Origin of the sequence: Curtobacterium sp. GC_Cur_3, from assembly GCF_026544205.1 — a bacterium.
Classification (GTDB): domain Bacteria; phylum Actinomycetota; class Actinomycetes; order Actinomycetales; family Microbacteriaceae; genus Curtobacterium.
This window is the reverse complement of the sequence record NZ_JALNUI010000042.1, coordinates 1-22850: the sequence shown is the minus strand read 5'-3', so window position 1 is coordinate 22850 and position 22850 is coordinate 1. Positions and strand designations below refer to the sequence as shown.

The following is a 22850-nucleotide window of genomic DNA, read 5'->3' as shown; positions in this document are numbered from 1 at the left end:
TCGGCGTGCTGGCGCCGGGGAAGTTCTCGGCGTTCACGGACTGGTCGAGGGAGATCGGCGCGAGGATCTCGTCGGAACCCGCCTGACGCAGGCCGGTGACGTCGGCGTCGGCCCAGGACAGCGCGAAGGTCTCGTTGCGCATCCGCTCGAGGCGGTCGAGCCAGGCGATCGCGGAGGACGGTGCGTTCTCCCCGAGGATGCGGATGGACGCGATGATCCGAGGGTCGATGCCGAGCGCGACGTTGTGGTCCTGCGCGGCGTCGAGCTGCTGCGACAGGGTGCCGTCCACCGAGGTCGCGGCGGCGAGGTCCGCCGCGGGGACGAGCCCGCCGGCGTTGGCGGGCATGGTGACCGGCATCGCGACGGACACCCCGACCGGGGTCTGCTCGTAGTTCGGGTACCAGGTGATCGCGGTGCGGTCGACGGCGGACGTGGAGCCGGCCGTGTAGTCCGCCGCGATGCGTCGCGCACCGAACGAGGAGTACCCGCCGAGGCCCACGTTGCCCGGGACGATCTCGACGTCGCTCAGGGTGACCGATCGGTGCGCCGGGACTGCCGGGACGTCCACGGTGTCCATCGGGGCGCCGAGGTAACCCGTCGTGCTGGTGTCTTTGAGCCAGTCGGCGAGGACGTCCCGCGTCCCCGCGTACTGCCGGAAGACGTCGAACTCCGTGGTGCCCGCCGGCAGGTCGGCGTCGGTGTCGTTCGTGACCGTGACGCTCAGCGAGAGCGACTCGTCGGGGCGCATCACGCCGCGGTCGGCGGGGACGACCTCGATGCTCGTCTTCCCGCTGTCGCCGGCAGCGGGGTCCGCCACACGCGTCGTCGTGGTGGGCTCGGTGGCCGCGTGCGCCGGGGTCACCGACGCGGGCGTGACGACGAGACCGAGGGCGACGAGGGCGGTCGCGGCGGCGGCGAGCGAGGAGCGGAGAATGTGCATGCGGTGGGGCCCGTGATCGGTTCGGACCTCGACGAGTGTATGAGGCACGACCATGAGAGCCTCGCGTGCGCGCCAGGGGTGTGGACAACCCGCGGCGTCCATCTGGGATGATCGAGGACGTCATGCAGTCCGTAGCCCAGGCCGTCGAACGACTCGACGCACTCGCCGCCACCGCGCCCGTCGCGGCGCTGGCCCGCGCGTTCGCCGCGGCCGGCCACGAACTCGCGCTCGTCGGGGGTCCGGTGCGGGACGCCTTCCTCGGCCGACCGGTGACCGACCTCGACTTCACGACGGACGCCCGGCCCGACGACGTCCTCCGGATCGTGGAGCCCATCGCGAGCGCCACCTGGGACGTCGGCCGCCAGTTCGGCACGATCGCCGCCCGGGTGCAGGGCGAGCAGGTCGAGATCACCACCTACCGCAGCGACGTCTACGACGGTGAGACCCGGAAGCCCGAGGTGGCGTTCGGCGACACCATCGAGGACGACCTGCTGCGCCGCGACTTCACGGTGAACGCGATGGCGCTCCGCCTCCCCGCGCGGGAGCTCGTCGACGTGCACGGCGGGGTCGAGGACCTGCTGGCCGCACGCCTGCGCACGCCCCAGTCCGCCACCGTGTCCTTCCGCGACGACCCGCTGCGGATGATGCGGGCGGCGCGGTTCACCTCGCAGCTCGGCTTCACGGTGTCCGACGAGGTCGAGCAGGCCATGACGGAACTGGCCCCGTCCATCGAGATCGTCTCCGCCGAGCGCGTCCGCGACGAACTCGTCAAGCTCCTGAACACCGACGACCCCGTGCCCGGCATCCGGCTGCTCGTCGACACCGGGCTCGCCGAGCTCTTCCTGCCCGAGCTGCCGGCGATGCGGCTCGAGATCGACGAGCACCACCACCACAAGGACGTGTACGAGCACTCCCTCACGGTGCTGACCCAGGCGATCGGGTACGAGCACGAGCGGCACGCCGGGGACGCTCCCGACACCGTGCTGCGGCTCGCGGCGCTCCTGCACGACATCGGCAAGCCGGCGACGCGCAAGCTCGAGCCCGCCGGCGCCGTGAGCTTCCACCACCACGACCTGGTCGGGTCGAAGCTCGCGAAGAAGCGGCTGCGGGCCCTGCGCTTCGACAACGACACCATCGCCGCGGTCAGTCGGCTCATCGAGCTGCACCTCCGCTTCTTCGGGTACACCGACGGCGCCTGGACCGACTCGGCCGTCCGTCGCTACGTGCGGGACGCCGGCCCGCAGCTCGAGCGGCTCCACGAACTCACGCGCTCGGACGTCACCACGAGGAACCGCCGCAAGGCCGACCGGCTCGCGTTCGCGTACGACGACCTCGAGGCCCGCATCGCCGTGCTCGCGGACCAGGAGGAACTGGACTCGATCCGGCCCGACCTGACCGGCGACGACATCATGCGGATCCTCGAGATCCCGCCGGGTCGTGCCGTCGGCGACGCCTACCGCTTCCTGCTCGAGGCCCGGATGGACGAGGGCCCACTCGGGGCCGAGGTCGCCGAGGAGCGCCTGCGCACCTGGTGGGCGTCGCGCCCGGCCTGACCCGTGCCTCCCGTCCGCGGAGGCGACCACCTGGCGGGCAGTGCGCGCAAGAGCGGGCAGTGCGCGCAAGACACCGGTGTCTTCCTGCGGAACCGCGGAATGACGCGGCGTGACCGACGAACACCGGTGTCGTGCGGTCTCCACAGAGCGGTAGCGGGCCTCCAGGCCGTCAGGTAGGCTTGCGGGGTTGTGCCCGCGCACCTGCGCATCGGCACGCACGCATCAACCCTCCTGTTCCGGGAACCGCCCGGAGCCGTTCGAGACCAAAGGAGGTGGGTTCCGCATGCACCAGTACGAACTGATGGCGATCCTCGACCCCGAGATCGATGAGCGCACCGTCGCTCCCAGCCTGGACAAGTTCCTCGCGGTCATCCGCAACGACGGTGGCACCGTCGACAACGTGGACGTATGGGGCCGTCGCCGGCTTGCGTACGAGATCGCGAAGAAGACCGAGGGCATCTACGCCGTCGTGAACTTCACGTCGTCCGCCGACTCCGCCAAGGAGCTGGACCGCCAGCTCGGTCTCTCCGAGGCCGTGCTCCGCACCAAGGTCCTCCGCGCCGAAGAGGGCATGGCACAGGTTGCCGCCCAGAAGCAGCGCGACGAGGCCCGTGCCGCCCGCAAGGCCGCTTCGGCAGCCGCTGCGCCGGCTCCCGCGACCGCGAGCGCCGAGTAACCGATGGCCGGCGAAACCGTCATCACGGTGGTGGGGAACCTCACTGCTGACCCCGAGCTGCGCTACACGCAGAACGGGCTCGCTGTGGCGAACTTCACCATCGCCTCCACCCCTCGCACGTTCGACCGTCAGGCGAACGAGTGGAAGGACGGCGACGCGCTGTTCCTCCGCGCGAGTGTGTGGCGCGAATTCGCCGAGCACGTCGCGGGGTCGCTGACGAAGGGCTCGCGCGTCATCGTGCAGGGCCGTCTCCGTCAGCGCTCGTACCAGGACCGTGAGGGCCAGCAGCGTACGAGCATCGAGCTCGAGGTCGACGAGATCGGCCCGTCGCTCCGGTACGCGACCGCCCAGATCACCCGTGCAGCGGGTGGCAGTGGCGGCGGTCGTGGACAGGTCGGCGGCGGTTCCGGTGGCGGCGGCAACTTCGGTGGCAACGGCGGCGGCGGCAACGGTGGTGGCAGCGGCAACGCTGGCGCCGGCGGTGGACGCTCCGACGAGCCGTGGTCGCCGCAGGGTGGCCAGCAGGGTGGTGGGGCACAGGGGAACGACGTGTGGTCGACCCCCGGTGGCACCTACGACGACGAGACCCCGTTCTGATCCCTCAGCGGACGAACAACTACTTCTTCTCCTAAGGAAAAAACACAATGGCTGGAAAGAGCAGCGGCGACCGCCGCAAGCCTCGCGGGAAGGGCGGCAAGAACGCCGCTCCCGCGAAGTCCATCAAGGTCGGTGTCATCGACTACAAGGACGTTGCGACCCTTCGCAAGTTCATCTCGGAGCGTGGAAAGATCCGCGCCCGTCGCATCACCGGTGTCTCCGTCCAGGAGCAGCGTCTCATCGCCCGTGCCGTGAAGAACGCCCGTGAGATGGCGCTCCTCCCCTACGCTGGCTCCGGCCGCTGATCGGGGGTCGACACATGTCGAAGCTCATCCTCACCCACGAGGTCTCTGGCCTCGGTTCCGCCGGTGACGTCGTCGACGTCAAGAACGGCTACGCCCGCAACTACCTCATCCCCCAGGGCTTCGCTGTCGCGTGGTCCAAGGGCGGCGAGAAGCAGGTCGAGGCCATCCGCGCCGGCCGCGTTGCACGCGAGCTCGCCACCATCGAAGAGGCACAGGACCTCAAGATGAAGCTCGAGAACGCCACCATCCAGCTGACCGTCAAGGCCGGCCAGGACGGCCGTCTCTTCGGCTCCGTGCGTCCCGCGGACGTCGCCTCGGCCGTCGAGGCCCAGGGCGTCGGCTCGCTCGACAAGCGCAAGGTCGAGGTCCCTGCGACCATCAAGACCGTCGGTGACCACGAGGCCACCGTGCGTCTGCGCGAGGACATCGTCGCGACGATCTCCCTGAACGTGGTCGCCGCCAAGTAGCACCACCGCCGGGCTCGCTCGGCACAGCACCACAGAACGGACACAGCACCACGGAATCCCGTGGTGCTGTGTCCGTTTCTCGTTCCCCGGGGCGTGTTCACCGTGCAGACACCTCGTGCGGACCCGGCGTCCGCGACCCGCCGCACCGGCCCCCACGCCACCCGCTTGATTCCGGGGTGGAACGATCATCCTGCACGCACGTGTGCGAGTTCGCGGGGCGCTACGGGCGGGGAAATCGGGGTGAACAACGCCGGAACTGGGCCGATCAGTGCTGCGTCGGCGGATAGCTTCGTGGCGGTCCCCGACCGAGGGGCCGCCCAGCGAACAGGAGCACGCACATGCCCAACTTGAACGTGACCTACGGCGAGATGCAGGACGCCGCGACCCGACTCGTGAACGGTGAGCAGGACATCACCTCGAAGCTGCGTGAGCTGAAGTCGTTGGTCGACTCGCTCATCACCGGTGGCTACGTGACCGACCAGTCCTCGGTCGCCTTCGGCAGCTCCTACCAGGAGTTCAACGACGGTGCGACGAAGACGATCGAGGGCCTCGAGGGCATGTCGACGTACCTGAACAAGGCCGCCGATGCGCTGCAGCAGACCGACCAGGAACTCGCGAACGCGATCAAGTAGTCGGATCGCCCGGGGTCCCGCGTTCGTGCGACCCCGGGCGGCCGTCCTCCTCCACCGCATCGACCGGGAGCACCCATGGCAGACCTCATCATCACGCGGGCCGTCCTCGAGGACTCCGCGTCCAAGCTGCAGCACATCTCCGACGAGCTCGAGCACCAGAAGTCGGACGACCGTGCGCTGACCGAGGTCTACGGGCAGCACGACGTGCAGAAGGCGATGCACGACTTCTCCGGCGACTGGAAGATCCACCGCAACAAGATGAAGGGCGCCGTGAAGGACCTGCACGACAAGATGCAGAAGTCGGTCGAGCACTGGTCCGCCCTCGAACAGGACCTGCACGACAAGCTCACCACCGAGTCGCAGCCGACCGAGGGGCAGGCCGCCTGATGCCCGCCCGCGCCGGCAACTGGGAGCTGTTGCACGAGTCGTCCGACCCGATCGTGGCCGACGTCGCCACCGTGCAGGACCTGGTGCACTACTACACGACCATCGCGCAGGAGATCAGCGCCGAAGCCGACGTCCTCCACCGCATCGGCGACGGCGACACGAGCGAGTTCAAGGGCGAGTCCGCCGACGCCGTCCGGAAGAAGAGCAAGGACGTCGCGCAGTCCCTGCAGAAGATGTCCGGCCGCTACGACGCGATCCGCGACGCCCTCACCGGGTACCTGCCGGAGCTCGAGACGGCGCTGTCCGAGTCGGCGGCTGCGCTCCACGACGCTGAGGACGCGTCGGCCTCAGGTGCGCGAGCCGCCTCGATGGCGGACCCGTCGCAGAACCGGGCCCAGGACGCCCCGCCGCTGACCAGCGACGAGCAGGGCGCGATCGACGCGAAGCACCGTGCCGAGAGCGCGGCGACCGACAGTGCCGACGCAGCGGTGGAACGACTCCGCCGCGCGGTGGACGGCATCAACGGCGCCGGCAAGGCTGCGGCGTCGACCATCCGCGCCGCCTGGGACGACGGCCTGCACGACTCCCTCGGCGACAAGATCAAGGCGTTCTTCTCGAAGCTGCTGAAGATCATCGTCAAGATCTTCACGTACATCGGCATCGCCCTGGCAGCCCTGGCCATCCTGATCCCGGGCGTCGGCGTGCTCACGTTCATGGCCGCCGTCGCCGCGTCCGTGGTCCTGGTGGCGAACATCACCCTGGCCGGCATGGGCGAGGGCTCCTGGCTCGACGTGATCACCTCGGCCGTCGGACTCGTGCTCGTCGGCGTGGGCGGCATCATGACGAAGGCAGCCTCGGTGGCGAAGACCGCCGGGCTCGGCAAGGGCATCCAGGGGTTCGCGAAGACGAACCTCGACAAGATCAAGAAGCTGCAGGACGTGCGCTCGATCAACGTCAAGAACGCACTGAACGACAGCACCGCGGCGCGGACGGTCGGCACGATCGACCGGCACATCAACCGCCTGACCGACCTGCGGATCGACACGATCACGAAGAACACGCTGGGTGGCTTCAAGGAGAAGCCGAACTGGTGGCACCCGAACAAGACGCTGTGGACCGAGGACAAGAGCAAGATCAGGGACGTCTTCGTGAAGCGCGACTGGCGGTCGGACCGGCTGTTCAGCGTCGACCGGCAGATCGAGATGGACGCGATGAAGGTCGCGATGAAGCGGGACCACGGCGTCGACATCGCGGCCCTGCCCGCGTGGCACAAGTACGTCGCCGGCGGCCGTGTGGTGGCGAGCTGGATCAACACCTTCGGGTACGGGCAGGGGATCAAGCCGACCGGGTGGGGCTCCGACCAGGAGCGTGTGCCGGGCTACAAGCAGGCGTCCGACTCGCTCGTGCACGGGTTCTGATGGTTCGTCACCCGACGAACGGGCCGCCGCTGTCCGCATTGATGGGGACTCGGCGTCCGGAAGACGCGCTCGCGACACGCGGGTAGCAATGGATACTTCCCGGTACTGACATCCAAACATCAGTTCGATTCGACCCGATGCCCGTGCCGGAATGCTGGAATGTGCACATCAGAGTGCAGATGTGATCGGCGTCCTGCCGGTGGAATGTACCCCGCGAAGTCGTACCGCTCCGGAATAACCTCCTGAACGTGCCTCGACCGGGGCCACGGACGAACGACAGGAGCTGGCAATGCCCAACTTGAACGTGACCTACGGCGAGATGCAGGACGCCGCGACCCGACTCGTGAACGGTGAGCAGGACATCACCTCGAAGCTGCGTGAGCTGAAGTCGCTCGTCGACTCGCTCATCACCGGTGGCTACGTCACCGACCAGTCCTCAGTCGCCTTCGGCAGCTCCTACCAGGAGTTCAACGACGGTGCGACGAAGACCATCGAGGGCCTCGAGGGCATGTCGACGTACCTGAACAAGGCCGCCGAGGCGCTGCAGCAGACGGACCAGGAGCTCGCGAACGCGATCAAGTAGCGACACCGCACCGGTCCCGGTCCCCGTCACGACGACGGGCACCGGGACCGAGCCGGTTCCGATCCCGTTCACCGACCAGGAGCACCCATGGCAGACCTCATCATCACGAAGGCCGTCCTCGAGGACTCGGCCACGAAGCTGCAGCACATCTCGGACGAGCTCGAGCACCAGCGGTCGGACGACCGGGAGCTCGACCAGGTGTACGGGCAGCACGACGTGCAGAAGGCGATGCACGACTTCTCCGGCGACTGGAAGATCCACCGCAACAAGATGAAGGGCGCGGTGAAGGACCTGCACGACAAGGTGCAGAAGGCCGCAGACAACTGGACGGCCGTCGAGCAGGACCTCCACGACAAGCTGTCGACCGAGTCGCAGGCGACCGACGGGCAGGGCCACTGATGCCGGCGCGCGGTGGTGACTGGGCGCTGCTCGGCGAGGGATCGGACCCGGTCGTGGCCGACGTCCCCGTGGTGCAGAGCCTGGTGAGCTACTACACGATGATCGCCGACGCCATCACGAGCGAGGCGAGCACCCTCAAGAGCATCGGGGACGGCGATGAGTCGCAGTTCAAGGGCGAGACCGCGGATGCCGTCCGGAAGAAGAGCAAGGAGGTCGGGGCCTCACTGGAGAAGATGGCCGGTCGCTACGTCGCGATCAAGGACGCCCTGACCGGGTACGTCCCGCACCTCGAGGACGCCCTGACCGAGTCCGCCGGTGCGCTCCGCGACGCCGAGGACGCCTCCGCCGCCGGGTCGCAGGCGAGTGGCATGGCCGACCCGTCGCAGGGCCGAGCGCAGGACGCACCGCCACTGACCGCCGACGAGCAGGGTGCGATCGACGCCAAGCACCGCGCCGTGACCGCGGCCGACGACAGCGCGAACGCCGCGAAGGCCCGGCTGCGTCGGGCGGTCGACGCGCTGAACGCGGCGGGCAAGGCGGCAGCGTCGACGATCCGCGACGCCTGGCACGACGGCCTGCACGACACGACCGGCGACAAGATCAAGGCGTTCTTCTCGAAGCTGCTCAAGATCATCGTCAAGATCTTCACCTACATCGGCATCGCCCTCGCCGCGCTCGCGATCATCATCCCCGGCGTCGGCGTGCTCGCGATCATGGGTGCGGTCGCGGCCGGTGTCAGTCTGGTCGCGCAGATCGGGCTGACGGCGCTCGGCGAGGGCAACGTGTTCGACCTGGTCATGGCCGTGGTCGGGGTCGTCACGCTCGGCGTCGGCGTCGGGATCACGAAGGCCACGTCGGTCGCGCTCAGCAAGGGCATCTCCGCGGGCAAGACGGCGGTGCAGAACGCCATGAAGGTCGACCTCGGCAAGATCTCGAAGCTGCGCAACGACGCGATCGGCGGGTGGATGTCGAAGACGAAGAGCCTCGACGACGCGTACGGCGACCTGAAGTACGCCGACCAGCTCGACGGCGCCGTCACGAAGAACGCGATCGCGAAGATGGACGACCTGATGGGGAAGTTCACGGACAACCCCAACTGGTGGAACATCTCGAAGGTCGGGACGACGATGCGGAACGACTGGGCCACCATCTCGAAACAGTTCGGTTCCGACCTGTTCACCAAGAAGGGCTTCACTGGCTGGGCCGAGCGCATCGGCGGTGTCGACTTCCAACTCCTGCGCAACGACCTCGGCAAGTGGGGCGGCGCGAACGGGTTCGGTGCCGTCGTCGGGACCGCGCCGAAGTGGCACACGTACGTCAACGGCGGGATGAGCGTCTGGGGTCGGGACTACTCGATCGCCGGGCTGGTCCTGAACCCCGTGGGCGACGGCGCCGACACGAAGCGGCCGTGGACCGACGACTGGTCCGCGATCAAGCACCCGATCACCGTCTGACCCCGGTCCGACGCGACAAGCAGTGGAGCCCATGAGCGCAACACCCGTCCTCACCTCGCGCATCGACGTCGAGGTCCCGCAGTGGCTCGTCGTGCCCGGCACGGCCGACGTCACCCCGGCCTGGCGTGCGGGGGCGCTCGAGCTGTTCGCGGCGATCGCGCAGGTCGACCGCGACGCCCCGGCCGACCAGCGGGTGTTCGACGGCGGGCCCGAGGTGGACCCGGAGGCGGCGCTCGACACGCTGCTCGAGTTCCGGGCCGCGCTCGACGGCGGCGAACGGCTCGTGGCGGGTCTCGGGGTGCCGAACCGCTGGCCGCTGCCGGTCGTCGTGTCGGTCGGCATGGCGGAGTCAGACGGCCCGGGGCTGCTCGAGCTCGCCGGCGCCGAGGGCGGTCTGCCCGTCGAGCGTCCGGCGGTCGACGAGCTCCCCGACCACGTCGGCGGCGAGGGCCCCGTCGTCACGCGGTACGACCTGGACGACGACGGGGCGATCTGGGCCACTGTCTGCGCTGTCCGACGCGAGACCTTCACGGCGGACGACACCACCACCCCCGTCGACACCCGCGTGCTCTGGCGCACCCGGGACCTCGACGTCGTCCCCGTGTTCGGTGACGAGCTCATCGACCTGCTCGCCGCCGTCAAGAACGAGGTCACCGCATGAGCGACACCAGGACCCCCACAGACACCGCCGACGGCCCCACCGACGTGCCGCGCACCGACCCCACGGCCTCCTTCTTCATGGTGGTCCCGCCCGGGTGGGCCCGACTCCCAGCGCGCGAGGACGACCGGCAGGAACTCGCGGCCATCGTCCGGGACGTCATCGCCCGCGCGCTCCCCGACGACCTGCCCCGGGACCGCGCCGAACCCCTGCGCCAGGAGATGCGGAAGCGCCTGACCGCGACGGTCGTCGAGGCCGGCGACAACGGTGCGAACGCGGTCTACCTCGCGGTGCAGCCCGTCGACGGCTACACGCCCCCGGTCTCGATCATCGAGACCGAGGTGGAGGACGAGTCCGACCAGGCCCCCGAGCAGGTCATCGCGCAGGTCCTCGCGGACGCGCTGCCGACCCGCCACGACCAGGACGACCCCGGCATCCGCGAGGTCGACGGCGGCATCGCTGCCCGCACCGAGACGGTCCTCCGGCGCGTCGACCCGGGTGCCGAACTCCCCGGCCTCGGCGACGACCTGCCGGTGGTCGACGACCGCCAGGTGGTCTACACGATCCCGGTCCCCCACCGCCCCGGCCGCTGGGTCGTCATGTCCTTCTCCGCGATCAGCGCAGCGAAGCCGACAGACACGACCGGCACGGACACGGACACGGACACAGACACCACCGACCACCTCACCGACGCCCTCGTCACCCTGTTCGACGCGATCATGACGACCTTCCGCTGGACGGACGTCCCCGGCACCGAGCCGACCACCCTCGAACGCCGCCTGGCCGAGCTCGGAGGAGCCGCATGAACTGGTCGCTCTCGCACCCGGAGTCCCACCTCATGCTGACGATGTCGGTGGTGCTGTTCCTCGGCGCCCTGGCCTTCGTCGTGCCGACGATCATCGCGCACCGCCGCCGCCCCGTCTCCGACGCCGCCGCCTGGGCGGACCTGCCCCGGCGTGAGGAGGGCGCCGCCTGGGCCACCGACCGCGTGCTCCGCAGCGTCGAGGCGTCCTGCACCGTCGCCCGCGTCGGCTTCCCCGGCTTCGTCCGCGCCGTGGTCGGCGCCACCGTACGCCTGGACCTCGCGTCGCCGACGGTCGCTCCCCCGGAGCCGTGGCAGACCACCCCCGACGGCCGCTCGTGGTCGGCCCCGATGTGGGCGCTGCAGGCCGTGCCGCTCGCGCAGACCCCGTCGACACAGTTCGCGACGGTCGTCGGGCTCGGCAGCGACCAGGACGGTGCCGTCCTGGTCGACCTGCGCCGCGCCTCCGGGTTCGTCGCCCTGGACGGCGACCGCACGGCCCGTGCCGCGGTCGCGCGCCGGATCGTGGACCAGGTCCGCACCGACCCCTGGTCGGTCGGCACCCCGGTGCTGACCGTCGGGATCCGCGGCGGCGAGTTCGGGCCGGCCGACGCCGTGTCCGTGGGCGAGGCGGTGGCGGCCGTCACGGCGGACGCGACCCCGGGCCTCCTGGTCGTCCACGGTGTCCCCGGTGGCAGTGAGGGACGCGAACTCGCGCGCCTGCTGGAACGCCCGGGCGGCCGCTGGGCCGCCCTGTCCATGAGCCCCGACCCGCTGGCGCGCTGGACGCTCGACTGCCGTCGTGACGGCACGTTCGTCTCCGACGAGTTCGGCGTGGTCCGCTGGGTGGACCAGCTGCTGTCGAGCGCCGTCGCAGTGCCGGTCGAGGACGACGCGACCGTCGTCGAGGAGCAGCGCGCCTGATGCGCGTCGTCGTCACCGTCGTCGACGACGTCGTCGGCACCACCTCCGACGTCCTCGTCGACGCACCCGGCCAGACCCCCATGCGCTCGGTCGTCGACGCGCTGGCGCGACGCACCGGCAGCGCACCCATGCCGTCCGACGCCTCCGACGGCGACGTCCCGTTCGCGCGCAGCGGGCTGGTCGACGGAGCCGTCCTGCACGTCCACGGCACCGACCGTCCCGAGGTGGAGCGCGGCGTCGTCCACCTGCTCGTCGCCGGCGGCGTCGGTGCCGGTCGCGAACGCCGGCTGGCGCCGGGCCACGTCCGGATCGCCCTGATCGAGGACGGAGCCCCGGCCGTGGGCGCGCAGGCTGCCGACCACCCCGGCCTGGAGGCTCGGATCGCCGTCGACCGCACCGTCACCCTCCGGCTGTCCCCGCGTGAGCACCCCGCGGCCGGCACCGCGGACCCGGTCGCGGCGACCCTCGAGGACGAGCCCGTCGGTGACGAGTGGGTCGTCTGGGAACCGGGCGCCCTGGTCCGGCTCGGGTCCAGCGTGCTCACCGTGCGACCCGTCGCCGTGGCGGACCGGCTCCTGCTGCAGCCGCCGGACTCCGGCCAGCTCGACTTCAACCGGCCGCCCAGGCTCCTGCCGCCGTTCCTGACGACGCAGTTCCGGATCCCGAAGCCGCCGGTCCCGCCGCAGCGCTCGGCGATCCCCTGGATCATGGTGTTCGTGCCGGCGATGTTCGGCATCGTGATGGCGACCGTGTTCCACTCGCCGTTCTACCTGCTGTTCGCGGCGATGACCCCGATCATGGTCGTCGGGCAGACCGTCACCGCTCGGCGCACCGGCAAGAAGAGCCACCGGAAGCAGACCGCGGAGCACCGGGAACGGGTCGCCGCGCTCGAGGCCGCGATCGCCCGGGCGGTGCTCGCCGAGCGGGACGAGCGACGGTCCTCCGCGCTCGACGCAGCGTCGCTCCGGGTCGTCGCCGGGACCCCCGGTCGTCGACTCTGGGAGCGCCGGCCCTCGGACACCGACCACCTGCACGTGCGGATCGGCGTCGGGGACCTGCCCTCGACCGTCACCGTGGACGACGACCGCGACCTCGACGGCCTGGCGGACGAGCAGCGGATCACCCGCGGCGTCCCCGTGACCGTCCCGCTCGCCGAGGTCGGCGTGCTCGGTATCGCCGGTGCCCAGGACCTGCCGCGTGACCTCGGGCGGTGGGTGCTCGGGCAGCTCGCCGTCACACAGAGCCCGCGCGAGGTGCAGTTCGTCGTGCTCACCGCGCAGCAGCACGTGCCGGCGTGGGCGTGGACCCTGTGGCTGCCGCACCTCCGACCGACGAACGGGCAGGAGGCGCTCGCGCTCATCGGCGCCGACGGCGACACGATCGGGCGTCGGCTCGCCGAGCTCAGCCAGGTGCTGGCGGAGCGGAAGGCCGAGCGGACCAAGAACGGGTCGATGCGGCCGCGGTTCTCGCCCGAGATCGTCGTCGTGCTCGACGGCGCCCGTCGGCTCCGTGCGATGCCCGGCGTCGTGGGACTGCTTCGCGACGGGCCCGCGTGCGGCATCCGTCTGGTCTGCATCGACGAGGAGGAGTGGCAGCTGCCCGAGGAGTGCGTCGCGACCGTCACGCACCGGACCGCGACCGAGCTCGTGCTGCGCCGCCAGCTCGCCGCCCCCGTGGAGCTCGTGCTCGCCGACCGGGTGGAGGACGACTGGTACGACGCCGTCGCCCGCGCGGTCTCCCCGCTGCGGGACACGAGCGGCTCCGACGGCGACGGCCTGGTGCCCGACGCCGCACGGCTGCTCGACGTGGTCGACCTGCCGCAGCCCTCGGGTGCGCTCGTCGCCGACCGCTGGACCTCACGCGAGGCCACCACCTCGGCCGTCGTCGGCGTGGGGATCGACGGCGCGTTCGCCCTCGACCTGGTCAAGGACGGCCCGCACGGCCTGGTCGCCGGCACCACCGGGTCCGGCAAGTCCGAGTTCCTGCAGACCCTCGTCGCGTCGCTCGCCCTGGCCAACCGTCCGGACCAGATGACGTTCGTGCTCGTCGACTACAAGGGCGGTGCGGCGTTCAGCGTGGCGTCGGAGCTGCCCCACACCGTCGGGCTCGTCACGGACCTGGACCAGCACCTCGTCGAGCGCGCGCTCCGCTCCCTGCGCGCCGAGCTCACCCGCCGCGAGCACATCCTGGCCGCCTCCGGCGCGAAGGACATCGAGGACCACGAGACGCACCTGGCCCGCGGCGGTGCCGGCGAGGCGATGCCGCGACTCGTCATCGTGATCGACGAGTTCGCCGCCATGGTCACCGAGCTGCCCGACTTCGTCGCGGGGCTCATCGGCATCGCCCAGCGCGGCCGGTCCCTCGGCGTGCACCTGATCCTGGCGACGCAGCGCCCTGGCGGCGTGGTCGGGCCGGACATCCGCGCGAACACGAACCTGCGCGTGGCACTCCGGATGACGGACACCGGCGAGAGCTCCGACGTGATCGACGTCGCCGACGCGGCCCGGATCCCGAAGAGCGTCCCCGGGCGGGCCTACGCGCGGCTCGGGCACTCCTCCGTGGTGCCCTTCCAGTCAGCGCGGGTCGGCGGCCGGTGGGCCGGCGACGAGGACCCGGCCACGAGCCTCCCGTTCGTCCGCGTGCTCGACTGGCGCGACTTCGCGACCGCACCACCTGCCCGACCGACCCGGAGCGACCAGTCGTCGGCCGCGACCGACCTGTCGGTCCTGGTGCAGGCGATGGCGGACGCCCGCGACCGCCTGGGCATCGGCCCCCTGCACAGCCCGTGGCTCGCCCCGCTGCCGGAGCTGCTGCCGCTCGCCGAGGTGGCGTCCGCCTCCGTCGGCGCGCGACGGTCGCTCGCAGCGTCGACGGAGACCCTGCGGTTCCCGTTCGGCGTCGAGGACCTGCCGGACACGCAGGAGCAGCGTGCGGCGGAGATCGACCTGGACCGCTTCACCCACCAGTACGTCGTGGGCGCGCCCGGGTCCGGCCGGTCCACCGCCCTCCGGAGCATCGCCGCGTCGGCTGCGCAGTCCGTCCCCTCGTCGGACCTGCACCTGTACGCGATCGACTGCGGGAACGGCGCACTCGCCTCGCTGCAGCACCTGCCGCACTGCGGTGGCGTCGTGCAGCGGACGCAGGTCGAACGCGCGACCCGGCTGGTCGACCGGCTGACCCGGGAGATGGCTCGGCGGCACGACCTGATCGCCGCGGCATCCGCTGCGGACATCACCGAGCAGCGGCTGCTGGCCGCGCCGGGTGAGCGGCTGCCGCACGTGCTCGTGCTCATCGACCGGTGGGAGAACTTCACGACCTCCCTCGGCGAGGCCGACGGCGGCGCCCTGACCGACGCGATCCAGTCGATGCTCCGTGACGGAGCCGCGGCTGGCATCCACGTCGTGATCTCCGGCGACCGGACGCTCATGTCGTCGCGCATGTCGACGCTCACCGACGACAAGGTCGTGCTGCGACTGACGGACCGGCTCGACTACTCGCTCGGCGGGATCAACCACCGGAAGCTGCCGGCGTCGATCCCCGCCGGCCGTGGGTTCCGTGCCGACTCCGGCATCGAGGTGCAGTTCGCCACGCTCGGCTCTGACGTGTCCGGGCAGGGGCAGACGACGGCCGTCCGCGACCTCGCGGTGGCGATCCGCGAGCAGTTCCCGGTACCGCCGGCGCCCCGGCCGTTCCGGGTCGACGCGCTGCCGAAGGACCTGGACCTCGATGCTGCCCTGGCGCTCGAATCCGCGCCTTCGCTTGTCCCGTTGGTAGCGGTAACCGGGATCGGGGGTGACGACATGGAGCTCCAGACCGTCGACTTCGCTACCGGTGGCGGCACGTTCGTGGTCGCCGGGCCGTCCCGCTCGGGCCGGTCCACCATGCTCGCCGCCATGGCGCGGTCGCTGCTGGTCGGAGGGACCTCGCTCGTGGTCGTCGCGCCCCGGCAGGGTCCGGTGCGGGACCTGGCCGGGCTGCCGGGCGTCCGTGCGGTCTTCACCGGAGACGACATCACTGTGGACGAGTTGTCCCCCGTGCTCACCCCGGACGGCACGCCGCTCGTGCTCGTGGTCGACGACGGGGAGCTGCTCATCGACTGCTCGGCCGCGCGGTGGCTGCGCGACTGGGGGCGGGCGGCTGTGGACAACCGGCAGGGGCTGCTGCTCGGTGGGAACACCACCGGGCTCGCCGCCGGGTTCGGCGGGTGGCAGGTCGACGCGAAGAAGAACCGTCGCGGGGCCCTGCTGTCACCGCAGGACACCCTGGCCGGGGACCTGATCGGCGTACGGATCTCGCGGTCGTCGATCTCGTCGCGGATCGTGCCGGGGTCGGCGTTGGTGCACCTGGGGACCGGCATCGCGTCGACGCTGCAGGTGCCGGTGGTGCGGGCGACGACGAGGGCGGGGAGCGCGGGCGTGGTGCTGGCGGGTTGACTGTCGCTTGTCGGTTATCGGTTGTCGCTTGTTCCTTGTTCCTTGTTCCTTCGCGCTTGCGCTTGCGCTTGCGCTTGCGGTTCTGGTTTCGGTCGTGTCGGGCGTGTCCCGGGTCGGTCTCGACCAGCTTTCGGCGTGGTTCCGGCTCGCCGGTTCCGGTCCGGTCCGCGCCGCTCCCAGCCTGGAGGCGCGGGGTGCGCTGCGTTGGCCGGTTACGCTCCGCGGCGCGCTGCGCTCCCTGGGAGCCAGCCGGGAGCACTGCCCTCAGGAACCGGTTTGTCAAGTCGTTTCGCACAGTGGGGACGTCAAATCGGGAACCTTCAAGCGCACATTGAAACACGGTTGTCCACACACAGTGTGGAAACCAAAAGCCCAGGTCAAGTAGTCGAAAGTATGTTCTTCGGCCCCTCTTTCCACATGTCTGTCCACAGTTCTCCACACGGGTTCTCGGCGTGTTCGGCGAGTCCTCCACAGAGTTGTCCACAGGGGCACTTGTTGGGGATAACTTGCACCCCGTACGGTGAGCGCGCGACCGGGGGATGTCGGTTGCTCGGGGTAGGACTGGCGTGCGGGGGCGGCCCGTACGGACAACAAGAGGAGCATGTGTGTCGATCGCGCATCTGGACCCGGCACCGCAGACGTACTCGGAGCGCGGTGGCATGGAGCGCACTCCGCCGCACGACCTGCTGGCGGAGCAGTCGACCATCGGCGGCATGCTCCTGTCGAAGGACGCCGTTGCCGACGTCATCGAGACCGCCCGTGGCGTGGACTTCTACATCCCCAAGCACGAGGTCATCTTCGACGCGATGCTGTCGCTGTACTCCCACGGTGAGCCGACGGACGTCATCGCCGTCACCGACGAGCTGACCAAGACCGGGCTGCTGTCCCGTGCCGGCGGCGCCGAGTACCTGCACAGCATGACGAGCCTGGTGCCGACCGCGGCCAACGCCGGGTACTACGCCGCCATCGTCGCCGAGAAGGCGGTCCTGCGTCGCCTGGTCGACGCCGGCACTCGCATCGTGCAGATGGGCTACGCGTCGGAGGGTGAGGTCACCGACCTCGTCAACAGCGCCCAGGCCGAGGTCTACAACGTCGCCGGCGGCGTGCAGACCGAGGACTACGTCCCCCTGACCGAGGCCATCTCCGCCGCCATCGACGAGATCGAGGCCGCCAAGGGCCGCGACGGCCAGATGACCGGCGTGCCGACCGGGTTCGCCCAGCTCGACGGCCTGACGAACGGCTTCCACCCCGGACAGCTGATCATCGTCGCCGCCCGACCCGCACTCGGCAAGTCGACGCTCGCGCTCGACCTGTGCCGCGCCGCCGCCCTGAAGCACAACCAGACGGCTGCCTTCTTCTCGCTCGAGATGGGACGCGCCGAGATCGCGATGCGTCTGCTCTCCGCCGAGACCAGCGTGCCGCTGCAGAACATGCGCAAGGGCACCGTGGACTCCCGCGACTGGACCACCATCGCGCAGACCCGCGGCCGCATCAACGACGCCCCCTTCTTCATCGACGACTCCCCCAACATGACGCTCGTCGAGATCCGCGCGAAGTGCCGTCGTCTCAAGCAGCAGCACAACCTGAAGCTCGTCGTCATCGACTACCTGCAGCTGATGACCTCGGGCAAGAAGGTCGAGAGCCGTCAGCAGGAGGTCTCCGAGTTCTCGCGTGCGCTCAAGCTCATGGCGAAGGAGCTCCAGGTCCCCGTCATCGCCCTGTCCCAGCTGAACCGTGGACCCGAGCAGCGCGCCGACAAGAAGCCGATGATCTCCGACCTGCGTGAGTCCGGCTCCATCGAGCAGGACGCCGACATGGTCATCCTGTTGCACCGTGAGTCGGCGTACGAGAAGGACAACCCGCGTCAGGGTGAGGCGGACCTGATCGTGGCGAAGCACCGCAACGGGCCGACCGACACCATCACCGTGGCGTTCCACGGAATGTTCTCTCGGTTCGTGGACATGCCGCAGTAGTAGTTGTCTGTCGTCCGCAAGCTAACTTGTCCGCTTGCCAGTGAACCTGTCGGGAATACGGACATGGACACGTTGTCTGGCAGCACGGACGGGTCGCCTTGACCGGAAGTCGGCTAACCCTTCGTCCGTCACGAGGCGTCCGTTTGGCGTGCGTGAACTGAGATAGCTCGCGGACCACCTATGTGAGACGTGGTTCGCTCCGGAGCAGGGCTGTAGGAGTCCGGGGCCGCCCGCAAGCACCCGGGATTCCACTGGAGGACCGGCTAACGCACGCCGCACGCGCACTTCACCAGCGCCGGCGCGCTGTATCTCGGGTTCAGCGTGGGTGTCACTGGAGCAGATGCACGCCGACCCGTTGCTCACTCCGAGGGCGTCGGGTGCTCGGCCGCCCACATGGCGTCGAGCGCGGCGTGCATCTGCTCGATCCCGACGTCGTGTCGCTCTGCGTCCTCGACGCTGCGGCGCAGCGCCGCGAGGACCGCGCCGGGCAGCGCGCCGCTCCGCTCGGCGACCCGCGTGCCCGAGCCGAGGCGCGTCACCACGAACCCCTCGGCGTCGAGCCGCTGGAACGCCTTCGCGACGGTGCCCGGGGCGACCGACATGTCGCGGGCGAGCTGCCGGACCGACGGCAGCCGAGCGCCCGGCGCGAGCAGGCCGACGGCAATCTGTCCCCGGATTAGCGCGGCGACGGCATCGGCCCCGGTGGGTACACCGGGACCGGTCACGCGCGGAGCGGTCGGTGGTCCGACCCGACACCCGCCGCGGAGCCGGACCGACGACCGCCCAGGAGCTGCGCGACGACGAATGCGAGGCCGAGGCCGACGACGAAGTGCGACGAGAAGTCGAGGACGGGCCCCAGAGCGGCGAAAGACGTCCCGAACTCAATCGTCCCGGCTTCGGTGCGAGGGATGGAGGTGCGCAGTGACGACGCGTGCGCGACGAGCTGCCAGGCCGACCCGAGCGTGAGAAGCAGTGCGGCAGTAGCGCTCCGGAGCACCGCCGAGGACCGGTCACGCCGACGGAGGTCATCACCGGCTCGATCTATGTCGGCCCGCGGGGCGCGCGCGATCCGGTGCAGTCCGACCAGCGTGACGACGACGAGCACCGCAGTTGCCACGACGACAGGCAAACCGTAGTACCAGCCGAAGAACTCCGTGCTCGCCGTCGCGTCCCCGACCGGCATCGTGATGAACGCGTACCGGCCCTCGTCGTCCTGGGACGACAGCAGCCCGGCGCCGAGCACGGTCAGTGCGAGGACGACCGTGGTGATGGCGGTCGTTAACGACTCGACGCCTCTGGTGAATGTCAGCGGGCCCCGCCGGCGCAGGTCGAGCACGGGCCGGTCCGCAGCCACGGGGGCGGTCACACCGCGCCCAGCGATTAGGACCGCGACTGTGCCCGCTGCGATCGGCAGCACCTCGGGCCACCACCGGAACTGCCCGACCATCGAGAACGACAGGACCAGGGGCAGCACCCACCCGACGACACCGAGCACAGCTGCCGCCGCCAGGCGGTCCCGAGTCGGACCACCACTACCGGCACGACGTCCGTCGACGTGCGCGAGCACGCCCCCGACCACCAGACCCACTGCGAGTGCCGCCGGCACCCCGCTCGAGATGACCATCAACACAAGCATGAGAACCCCCTCGCACTAGGTGTACCACGGTCATGACACACTTGGGAATAACGGAAACGCCTGCAACACGTCTGAGAGCGGACTGACTTTCGGACGGGCTGACCGCGTCTAGGGCAGACCCCTTGGCTCGGGGACGTCGGTACGGCGCGGGCTTGGTCAGCGGATCGTGCCGAGCGCAGACTCAATCCGACTGATCGTCCGGCGCATCGCGTACTCGTCCTGCGCCGGCTGGTCGTCGGCCACCCACAGGTGGATCGCTCCGGGCCCCAATGTTCTGGGTGCGAGGTGGACCACGATCCCCCATCTATACGCGACGCCGCGCGGCGTGGGCTCGCTGAACACATCAAAGCCGAGCACCTCCGAACGGAGGGCGATCGGTGTCCCTTGCCCGTCGTTGCGCGTCGACCAGCTCGTGATCCCCGTCGGGTCAAAACCGAGGTCGCACGGGAACCAGGCGCGCAGCGTCGGGCTCCAGGCCGAGAGGTTGGCGGCCGTCGCTTCCGTCGCATGCGCGGTGACGAACGCGGCGCCGGGATGGGTCTCGGCCTTCTGTCGAAGGCGCGCCCGCCGGCGGTGGTTGACCTCGGTGGTGACGCAGGCAACGCCGAACCCGAATGTGATGAGGATGCCGAGACGGAGCTCGGTGGACAGGGCCCGTCCCCCGTCGGTGCCGATCAGGACCGCGAGGGCGATCGTCGCCACTCCGAAGACGACGGCGATGGCGGCGAGGAGGATCGTCGACGGGCGCACGGCTCGACAATGCCAGAACTCGACGCGCCGTGGAATGCTCGCACCGTCACAGTAAGCACTGCGTCAGCGGACTGCGAACCGGCCGATTGACGATCGGCTGCCGGATGGGGAGCGGGTGCTCCTGATGTCGACGGCTCCTGCACCCACACGATCAGGGCTTGTAGTCCTCAAACTCCCAGTACCCCAGCTTGCTGAGCTTCTCTCCAACCTCGTGCCAGTTCTGCCCCGCCGGCTCCGTGAAGAGCCGGTTTATGAATGCTCGGATCTGGTGAGGGTCCCACGTGGCGACGACCACCATGTGACGCTCGTGAAGCGGGCCCCACTTGTACAGCTCCTTCGCCATTGACACGGGGCTGCGGACACGCAGTTGGAAGGACTCTTCCCCCGACTCGCCGGTAGGGCCGGCCAGGACAGTGATCCAGACGTCGACGTCGTCTGGATCCTCAAGCACAACGTCGTCGAGGGCTTCGCCGTCGTTCGTTGAGATATCCCGCACCTGAGCCTTCACGGTGTCATCTTCGCGCACGGAACAACAGCCGACACGCCTTCCAATAGCCGGTCGTGTCACGGGCGTAGAAGCTCCTCTCGCTGGTGCGATCGCGGACCACCATCGTTCGTCTCGTTCGCGGATCGGCTATCGATAGACCCTCATGTGACTACTGGTCCGAACCAGAGCAGCACCGGACCCAGGGCGAGCAGGATCGCGCTGAGGGCCGCGACTGTCTCGCTGTGTATGGCGCCGGCCCGCTTCCGGGACCGTGTCGCTAGCGCCAAGGCGGTCCATGCGCCGCCCCAAGGTCCCACAGCCAGTAAGAAGACGATGGGGTAGAGAAAGAGACTGCCCTCGCCGCCGGTCAGGAGCACGGGAACCCACATGATTGCCCAGAGGATCGCGAAGCTTGTCGCGGAGCAGATCAGCAGTACCAACGCTGCGATGTACCGCCTGGTGTTAGACGGCTCGGGCTGAACAGGCGACCACGCAGCGTGATGCTATCTAGACCATCTTCCGCGTCATCCCCGGAGACACCTTCTCCACCCGCATCGCCTACGACACCTGATTCACCCGGAGCACGCATGCGCTATAAAGCTGACATCGACAACGGCGCCCTCATCATCGAGGGCGGCCACCTCCTCGCCGCGAGCCCTGACGAGCTCACTCGGATCGGGTTCCTCGACGCGGAACAGACCGTCCCCGCCGTGGCACCAGGAGTCGACCTGCATCTGCCGGTCACCCTCGCCATGGTCGCCGGATACGGCCTCGTCACGATCGACGCGTACGCGCACGCAACTGAACCACCGCTCCCTGACGAGGCCTGGACCGATGTCGTCGACGTCACATTCGACGTCGACGACATCGACTCCGGGCTCACCGTTGTCAGCCTCTTCAATGGCCCCGACTTCGACACGCCCCCCTCACCCCAACCCTGGGCCTCTACCGCCTCCGCATCAGTGGTCGCGGCCGCGAGCGCGTTTGGACCGACACCGTGCACGAGCAGTACCGCTTCGACGCATGGCCCATCACCACCGCTGCGGCACCCACGATCCATCGCACACACAGCGAGCCAGGCTGACTCTCGCATCGAGGATTTCGATCGCGATAGCCGGCATCGACATGGACGGTTAGTCGAACTCAACGCACGGTGCCCCGGCCTGCTGCCAGCTGTGACGGCGGAGCCGCATCGCTAAAGCACCGGTCTCGAGCGTGTTGGCGCACGGTGTCTCGGTAGACGATCGGCTATCGGACGCCCGCAGCAACGGTCTTGCTGTACCAACGGTCGGAGTACGGCGCGTCATTGAAGGGCGCGACGCGCTCGTAGCCGTTCCGCTCGTACATCGCGCACGCCTCCGCGAGGGCCGCGCGGGTGTCGAGCCGGACCGCGCCCATTGATCGCTGTCGGCAAACCTGCTCGGCCGCGCGCAGCAGCTGTGAGCCGATTCCCCGGCCTCGATACGACGGCACCGTGAAGACCTTGGTGAGTTCGGCCACGCCGGCGAGGAAGCGAATGCCGGCGCAGCCGACGGGTCGCCCGCTTTCGACGGCGACTAGCAGCGCGCCGGTGGGACCTTGCAGATCGCCGTAGGGCTCGTCTTCGAGTGCCTGGCTCAGCTCGTCGTCTGTCGCCGGCCGCTGGTACCATCGTGCCGCGACGTCGGCCATGTACTCCCGAACGATGTCAGCCGCTAGGGCGGTGGTCGGAGCGACGGTCTCGATCGTGATCACGACACGACGCTATCCACCCCGAACGGCGTCCGGAAGCCGATC

At 69.7% G+C, this 22850-nt stretch carries 23 protein-coding genes; 17 read left to right on the top strand and 6 right to left on the bottom strand.

What is annotated here, in order from left to right; translation table 11 throughout:
* Positions 1-940, bottom strand: a 940-nt coding sequence (locus OXR63_RS16645; RefSeq protein WP_267425114.1) for a DUF6049 family protein, incomplete at its 3' end; no start/stop codon positions are given.
* Positions 941-1062: 122 nt separating this feature from the next.
* On the opposite strand from OXR63_RS16645, the gene OXR63_RS16640 reads away from it, so the two are divergent.
* From OXR63_RS16640 to dnaB, 16 genes are all read left to right on the top strand, one after another.
* The gene (locus OXR63_RS16640; protein WP_267425112.1) at positions 1063-2493 is read left to right on the top strand and encodes a CCA tRNA nucleotidyltransferase; all 1431 of its coding nucleotides are present in this window, start codon (positions 1063-1065) and stop codon (positions 2491-2493) included.
* Between the two features lie 283 nt (positions 2494-2776).
* Positions 2777-3169: a 30S ribosomal protein S6 gene (gene rpsF, locus OXR63_RS16635; protein WP_071278500.1), complete on the top strand. Its 393-nt coding sequence runs from the start codon at positions 2777-2779 to the stop codon at positions 3167-3169.
* Between the two features lie 3 nt (positions 3170-3172).
* Positions 3173-3766 carry a single-stranded DNA-binding protein gene (locus OXR63_RS16630; protein ID WP_267425108.1) on the top strand — a complete coding sequence of 198 codons (594 nt, stop codon included), beginning with the start codon at positions 3173-3175 and terminating at the stop codon, positions 3764-3766.
* Between the two features lie 47 nt (positions 3767-3813).
* Entirely contained in the window at positions 3814-4071 is a 258-nt protein-coding gene (gene rpsR, locus OXR63_RS16625; protein WP_071278496.1) for a 30S ribosomal protein S18, read from the top strand.
* A gap of 14 nt (positions 4072-4085) precedes the next feature.
* The gene (gene rplI / locus OXR63_RS16620; RefSeq protein ID WP_071278494.1) at positions 4086-4538 is read left to right on the top strand and encodes a 50S ribosomal protein L9; all 453 of its coding nucleotides are present in this window, start codon (positions 4086-4088) and stop codon (positions 4536-4538) included.
* A gap of 338 nt (positions 4539-4876) precedes the next feature.
* Complete coding sequence (locus OXR63_RS16615) at positions 4877-5170, top strand: WXG100 family type VII secretion target (RefSeq protein WP_267425078.1); 294 nt, start codon at positions 4877-4879, stop codon at positions 5168-5170.
* 75 nt (positions 5171-5245) lie between these two features.
* A complete protein-coding gene (locus tag OXR63_RS16610) occupies positions 5246-5557 on the top strand; it encodes a hypothetical protein (protein WP_071278489.1) in 312 nt (103 codons plus the stop codon).
* Positions 5557-6975 carry a hypothetical protein gene (locus OXR63_RS16605; protein ID WP_267425074.1) on the top strand — a complete coding sequence of 473 codons (1419 nt, stop codon included), beginning with the start codon at positions 5557-5559 and terminating at the stop codon, positions 6973-6975. The genes OXR63_RS16610 and OXR63_RS16605 overlap by 1 nt, the downstream gene beginning before the upstream one ends.
* 289 nt (positions 6976-7264) lie before the next feature.
* A complete protein-coding gene (locus tag OXR63_RS16600) occupies positions 7265-7558 on the top strand; it encodes a WXG100 family type VII secretion target (protein WP_071278485.1) in 294 nt (97 codons plus the stop codon).
* A gap of 87 nt (positions 7559-7645) precedes the next feature.
* Entirely contained in the window at positions 7646-7957 is a 312-nt protein-coding gene (locus tag OXR63_RS16595) for a hypothetical protein (protein WP_267425072.1), read from the top strand.
* The gene (locus OXR63_RS16590; protein WP_267425071.1) at positions 7957-9411 is read left to right on the top strand and encodes a hypothetical protein; all 1455 of its coding nucleotides are present in this window, start codon (positions 7957-7959) and stop codon (positions 9409-9411) included. Before OXR63_RS16595 ends, OXR63_RS16590 begins: the two co-directional genes overlap by 1 nt.
* A gap of 31 nt (positions 9412-9442) precedes the next feature.
* Entirely contained in the window at positions 9443-10072 is a 630-nt protein-coding gene (locus OXR63_RS16585) for a hypothetical protein (protein WP_267425070.1), read from the top strand.
* Positions 10069-10875 carry a hypothetical protein gene (locus OXR63_RS16580; RefSeq protein ID WP_267425068.1) on the top strand — a complete coding sequence of 269 codons (807 nt, stop codon included), beginning with the start codon at positions 10069-10071 and terminating at the stop codon, positions 10873-10875. The genes OXR63_RS16585 and OXR63_RS16580 overlap by 4 nt, the downstream gene beginning before the upstream one ends.
* Complete coding sequence (locus OXR63_RS16575) at positions 10872-11795, top strand: hypothetical protein (RefSeq protein WP_267425066.1); 924 nt, start codon at positions 10872-10874, stop codon at positions 11793-11795. Before OXR63_RS16580 ends, OXR63_RS16575 begins: the two co-directional genes overlap by 4 nt.
* A complete protein-coding gene (locus tag OXR63_RS16570) occupies positions 11795-16228 on the top strand; it encodes an FtsK/SpoIIIE domain-containing protein (RefSeq protein ID WP_267425063.1) in 4434 nt (1477 codons plus the stop codon). The genes OXR63_RS16575 and OXR63_RS16570 overlap by 1 nt, the downstream gene beginning before the upstream one ends.
* A 605-nt stretch (positions 16229-16833) precedes the next feature.
* Positions 16834-18201: a replicative DNA helicase gene (gene dnaB, locus OXR63_RS16565; protein ID WP_071278470.1), complete on the top strand. Its 1368-nt coding sequence runs from the start codon at positions 16834-16836 to the stop codon at positions 18199-18201.
* A 359-nt stretch (positions 18202-18560) separates the two neighbouring features.
* Here dnaB and OXR63_RS16560 read toward each other — a convergent pair whose 3' ends face one another.
* From OXR63_RS16560 to OXR63_RS16545, 4 genes are all read right to left on the bottom strand, one after another.
* Positions 18561-18926, bottom strand: coding sequence for a GntR family transcriptional regulator (locus OXR63_RS16560; RefSeq protein WP_267425060.1), 366 nt, complete (start codon positions 18924-18926; stop codon positions 18561-18563).
* Positions 18923-19825, bottom strand: a complete 903-nt coding sequence (locus OXR63_RS16555) for a hypothetical protein (protein ID WP_267425058.1) — start codon at positions 19823-19825, stop codon at positions 18923-18925. Before OXR63_RS16555 ends, OXR63_RS16560 begins: the two co-directional genes overlap by 4 nt.
* Positions 19826-19993: 168 nt before the next feature.
* Positions 19994-20539 (bottom strand): hypothetical protein, encoded by a 546-nt coding sequence (locus OXR63_RS16550; RefSeq protein ID WP_267425056.1) that lies wholly within the window; start codon positions 20537-20539, stop codon positions 19994-19996.
* A 199-nt stretch (positions 20540-20738) separates the two neighbouring features.
* Entirely contained in the window at positions 20739-21113 is a 375-nt protein-coding gene (locus tag OXR63_RS16545; protein ID WP_267425055.1) for an Imm8 family immunity protein, read from the bottom strand.
* A gap of 548 nt (positions 21114-21661) precedes the next feature.
* Here OXR63_RS16545 and OXR63_RS16540 point away from each other — a divergent pair.
* Entirely contained in the window at positions 21662-22273 is a 612-nt protein-coding gene (locus tag OXR63_RS16540) for a hypothetical protein (protein WP_267425054.1), read from the top strand.
* Positions 22274-22322: 49 nt separating this feature from the next.
* Here the strand turns inward: OXR63_RS16540 and OXR63_RS16535 are convergent, their stop codons facing one another.
* On the bottom strand, positions 22323-22808 hold the full coding sequence (locus tag OXR63_RS16535; protein WP_267425053.1) for a GNAT family N-acetyltransferase: 486 nt from the start codon (positions 22806-22808) through the stop codon (positions 22323-22325).
* Between the last annotated feature and the right edge of the window lie 42 nt (positions 22809-22850).

What these genes read in the sequence shown, in the direction of transcription:
- OXR63_RS16640 (WP_267425112.1), top strand. Translation starts at nt 1,063, where the DNA reads ATGCAGTCCGTAGCCCAGGCCGTCGAACGACTCGACGCACTCGCCGCC.
- rpsF (WP_071278500.1), top strand. Translation starts at nt 2,777, where the DNA reads ATGCACCAGTACGAACTGATGGCGATCCTCGACCCCGAGATCGATGAG.
- OXR63_RS16630 (WP_267425108.1), top strand. Translation starts at nt 3,173, where the DNA reads ATGGCCGGCGAAACCGTCATCACGGTGGTGGGGAACCTCACTGCTGAC.
- rpsR (WP_071278496.1), top strand. Translation starts at nt 3,814, where the DNA reads ATGGCTGGAAAGAGCAGCGGCGACCGCCGCAAGCCTCGCGGGAAGGGC.
- rplI (WP_071278494.1), top strand. Translation starts at nt 4,086, where the DNA reads ATGTCGAAGCTCATCCTCACCCACGAGGTCTCTGGCCTCGGTTCCGCC.
- OXR63_RS16615 (WP_267425078.1), top strand. Translation starts at nt 4,877, where the DNA reads ATGCCCAACTTGAACGTGACCTACGGCGAGATGCAGGACGCCGCGACC.
- OXR63_RS16610 (WP_071278489.1), top strand. Translation starts at nt 5,246, where the DNA reads ATGGCAGACCTCATCATCACGCGGGCCGTCCTCGAGGACTCCGCGTCC.
- OXR63_RS16605 (WP_267425074.1), top strand. Translation starts at nt 5,557, where the DNA reads ATGCCCGCCCGCGCCGGCAACTGGGAGCTGTTGCACGAGTCGTCCGAC.
- OXR63_RS16600 (WP_071278485.1), top strand. Translation starts at nt 7,265, where the DNA reads ATGCCCAACTTGAACGTGACCTACGGCGAGATGCAGGACGCCGCGACC.
- OXR63_RS16595 (WP_267425072.1), top strand. Translation starts at nt 7,646, where the DNA reads ATGGCAGACCTCATCATCACGAAGGCCGTCCTCGAGGACTCGGCCACG.
- OXR63_RS16590 (WP_267425071.1), top strand. Translation starts at nt 7,957, where the DNA reads ATGCCGGCGCGCGGTGGTGACTGGGCGCTGCTCGGCGAGGGATCGGAC.
- OXR63_RS16585 (WP_267425070.1), top strand. Translation starts at nt 9,443, where the DNA reads ATGAGCGCAACACCCGTCCTCACCTCGCGCATCGACGTCGAGGTCCCG.
- OXR63_RS16580 (WP_267425068.1), top strand. Translation starts at nt 10,069, where the DNA reads ATGAGCGACACCAGGACCCCCACAGACACCGCCGACGGCCCCACCGAC.
- OXR63_RS16575 (WP_267425066.1), top strand. Translation starts at nt 10,872, where the DNA reads ATGAACTGGTCGCTCTCGCACCCGGAGTCCCACCTCATGCTGACGATG.
- OXR63_RS16570 (WP_267425063.1), top strand. Translation starts at nt 11,795, where the DNA reads ATGCGCGTCGTCGTCACCGTCGTCGACGACGTCGTCGGCACCACCTCC.
- OXR63_RS16555 (WP_267425058.1), bottom strand. Translation starts at nt 19,825, where the DNA reads ATGGTCATCTCGAGCGGGGTGCCGGCGGCACTCGCAGTGGGTCTGGTG.
- OXR63_RS16540 (WP_267425054.1), top strand. Translation starts at nt 21,662, where the DNA reads ATGCGCTATAAAGCTGACATCGACAACGGCGCCCTCATCATCGAGGGC.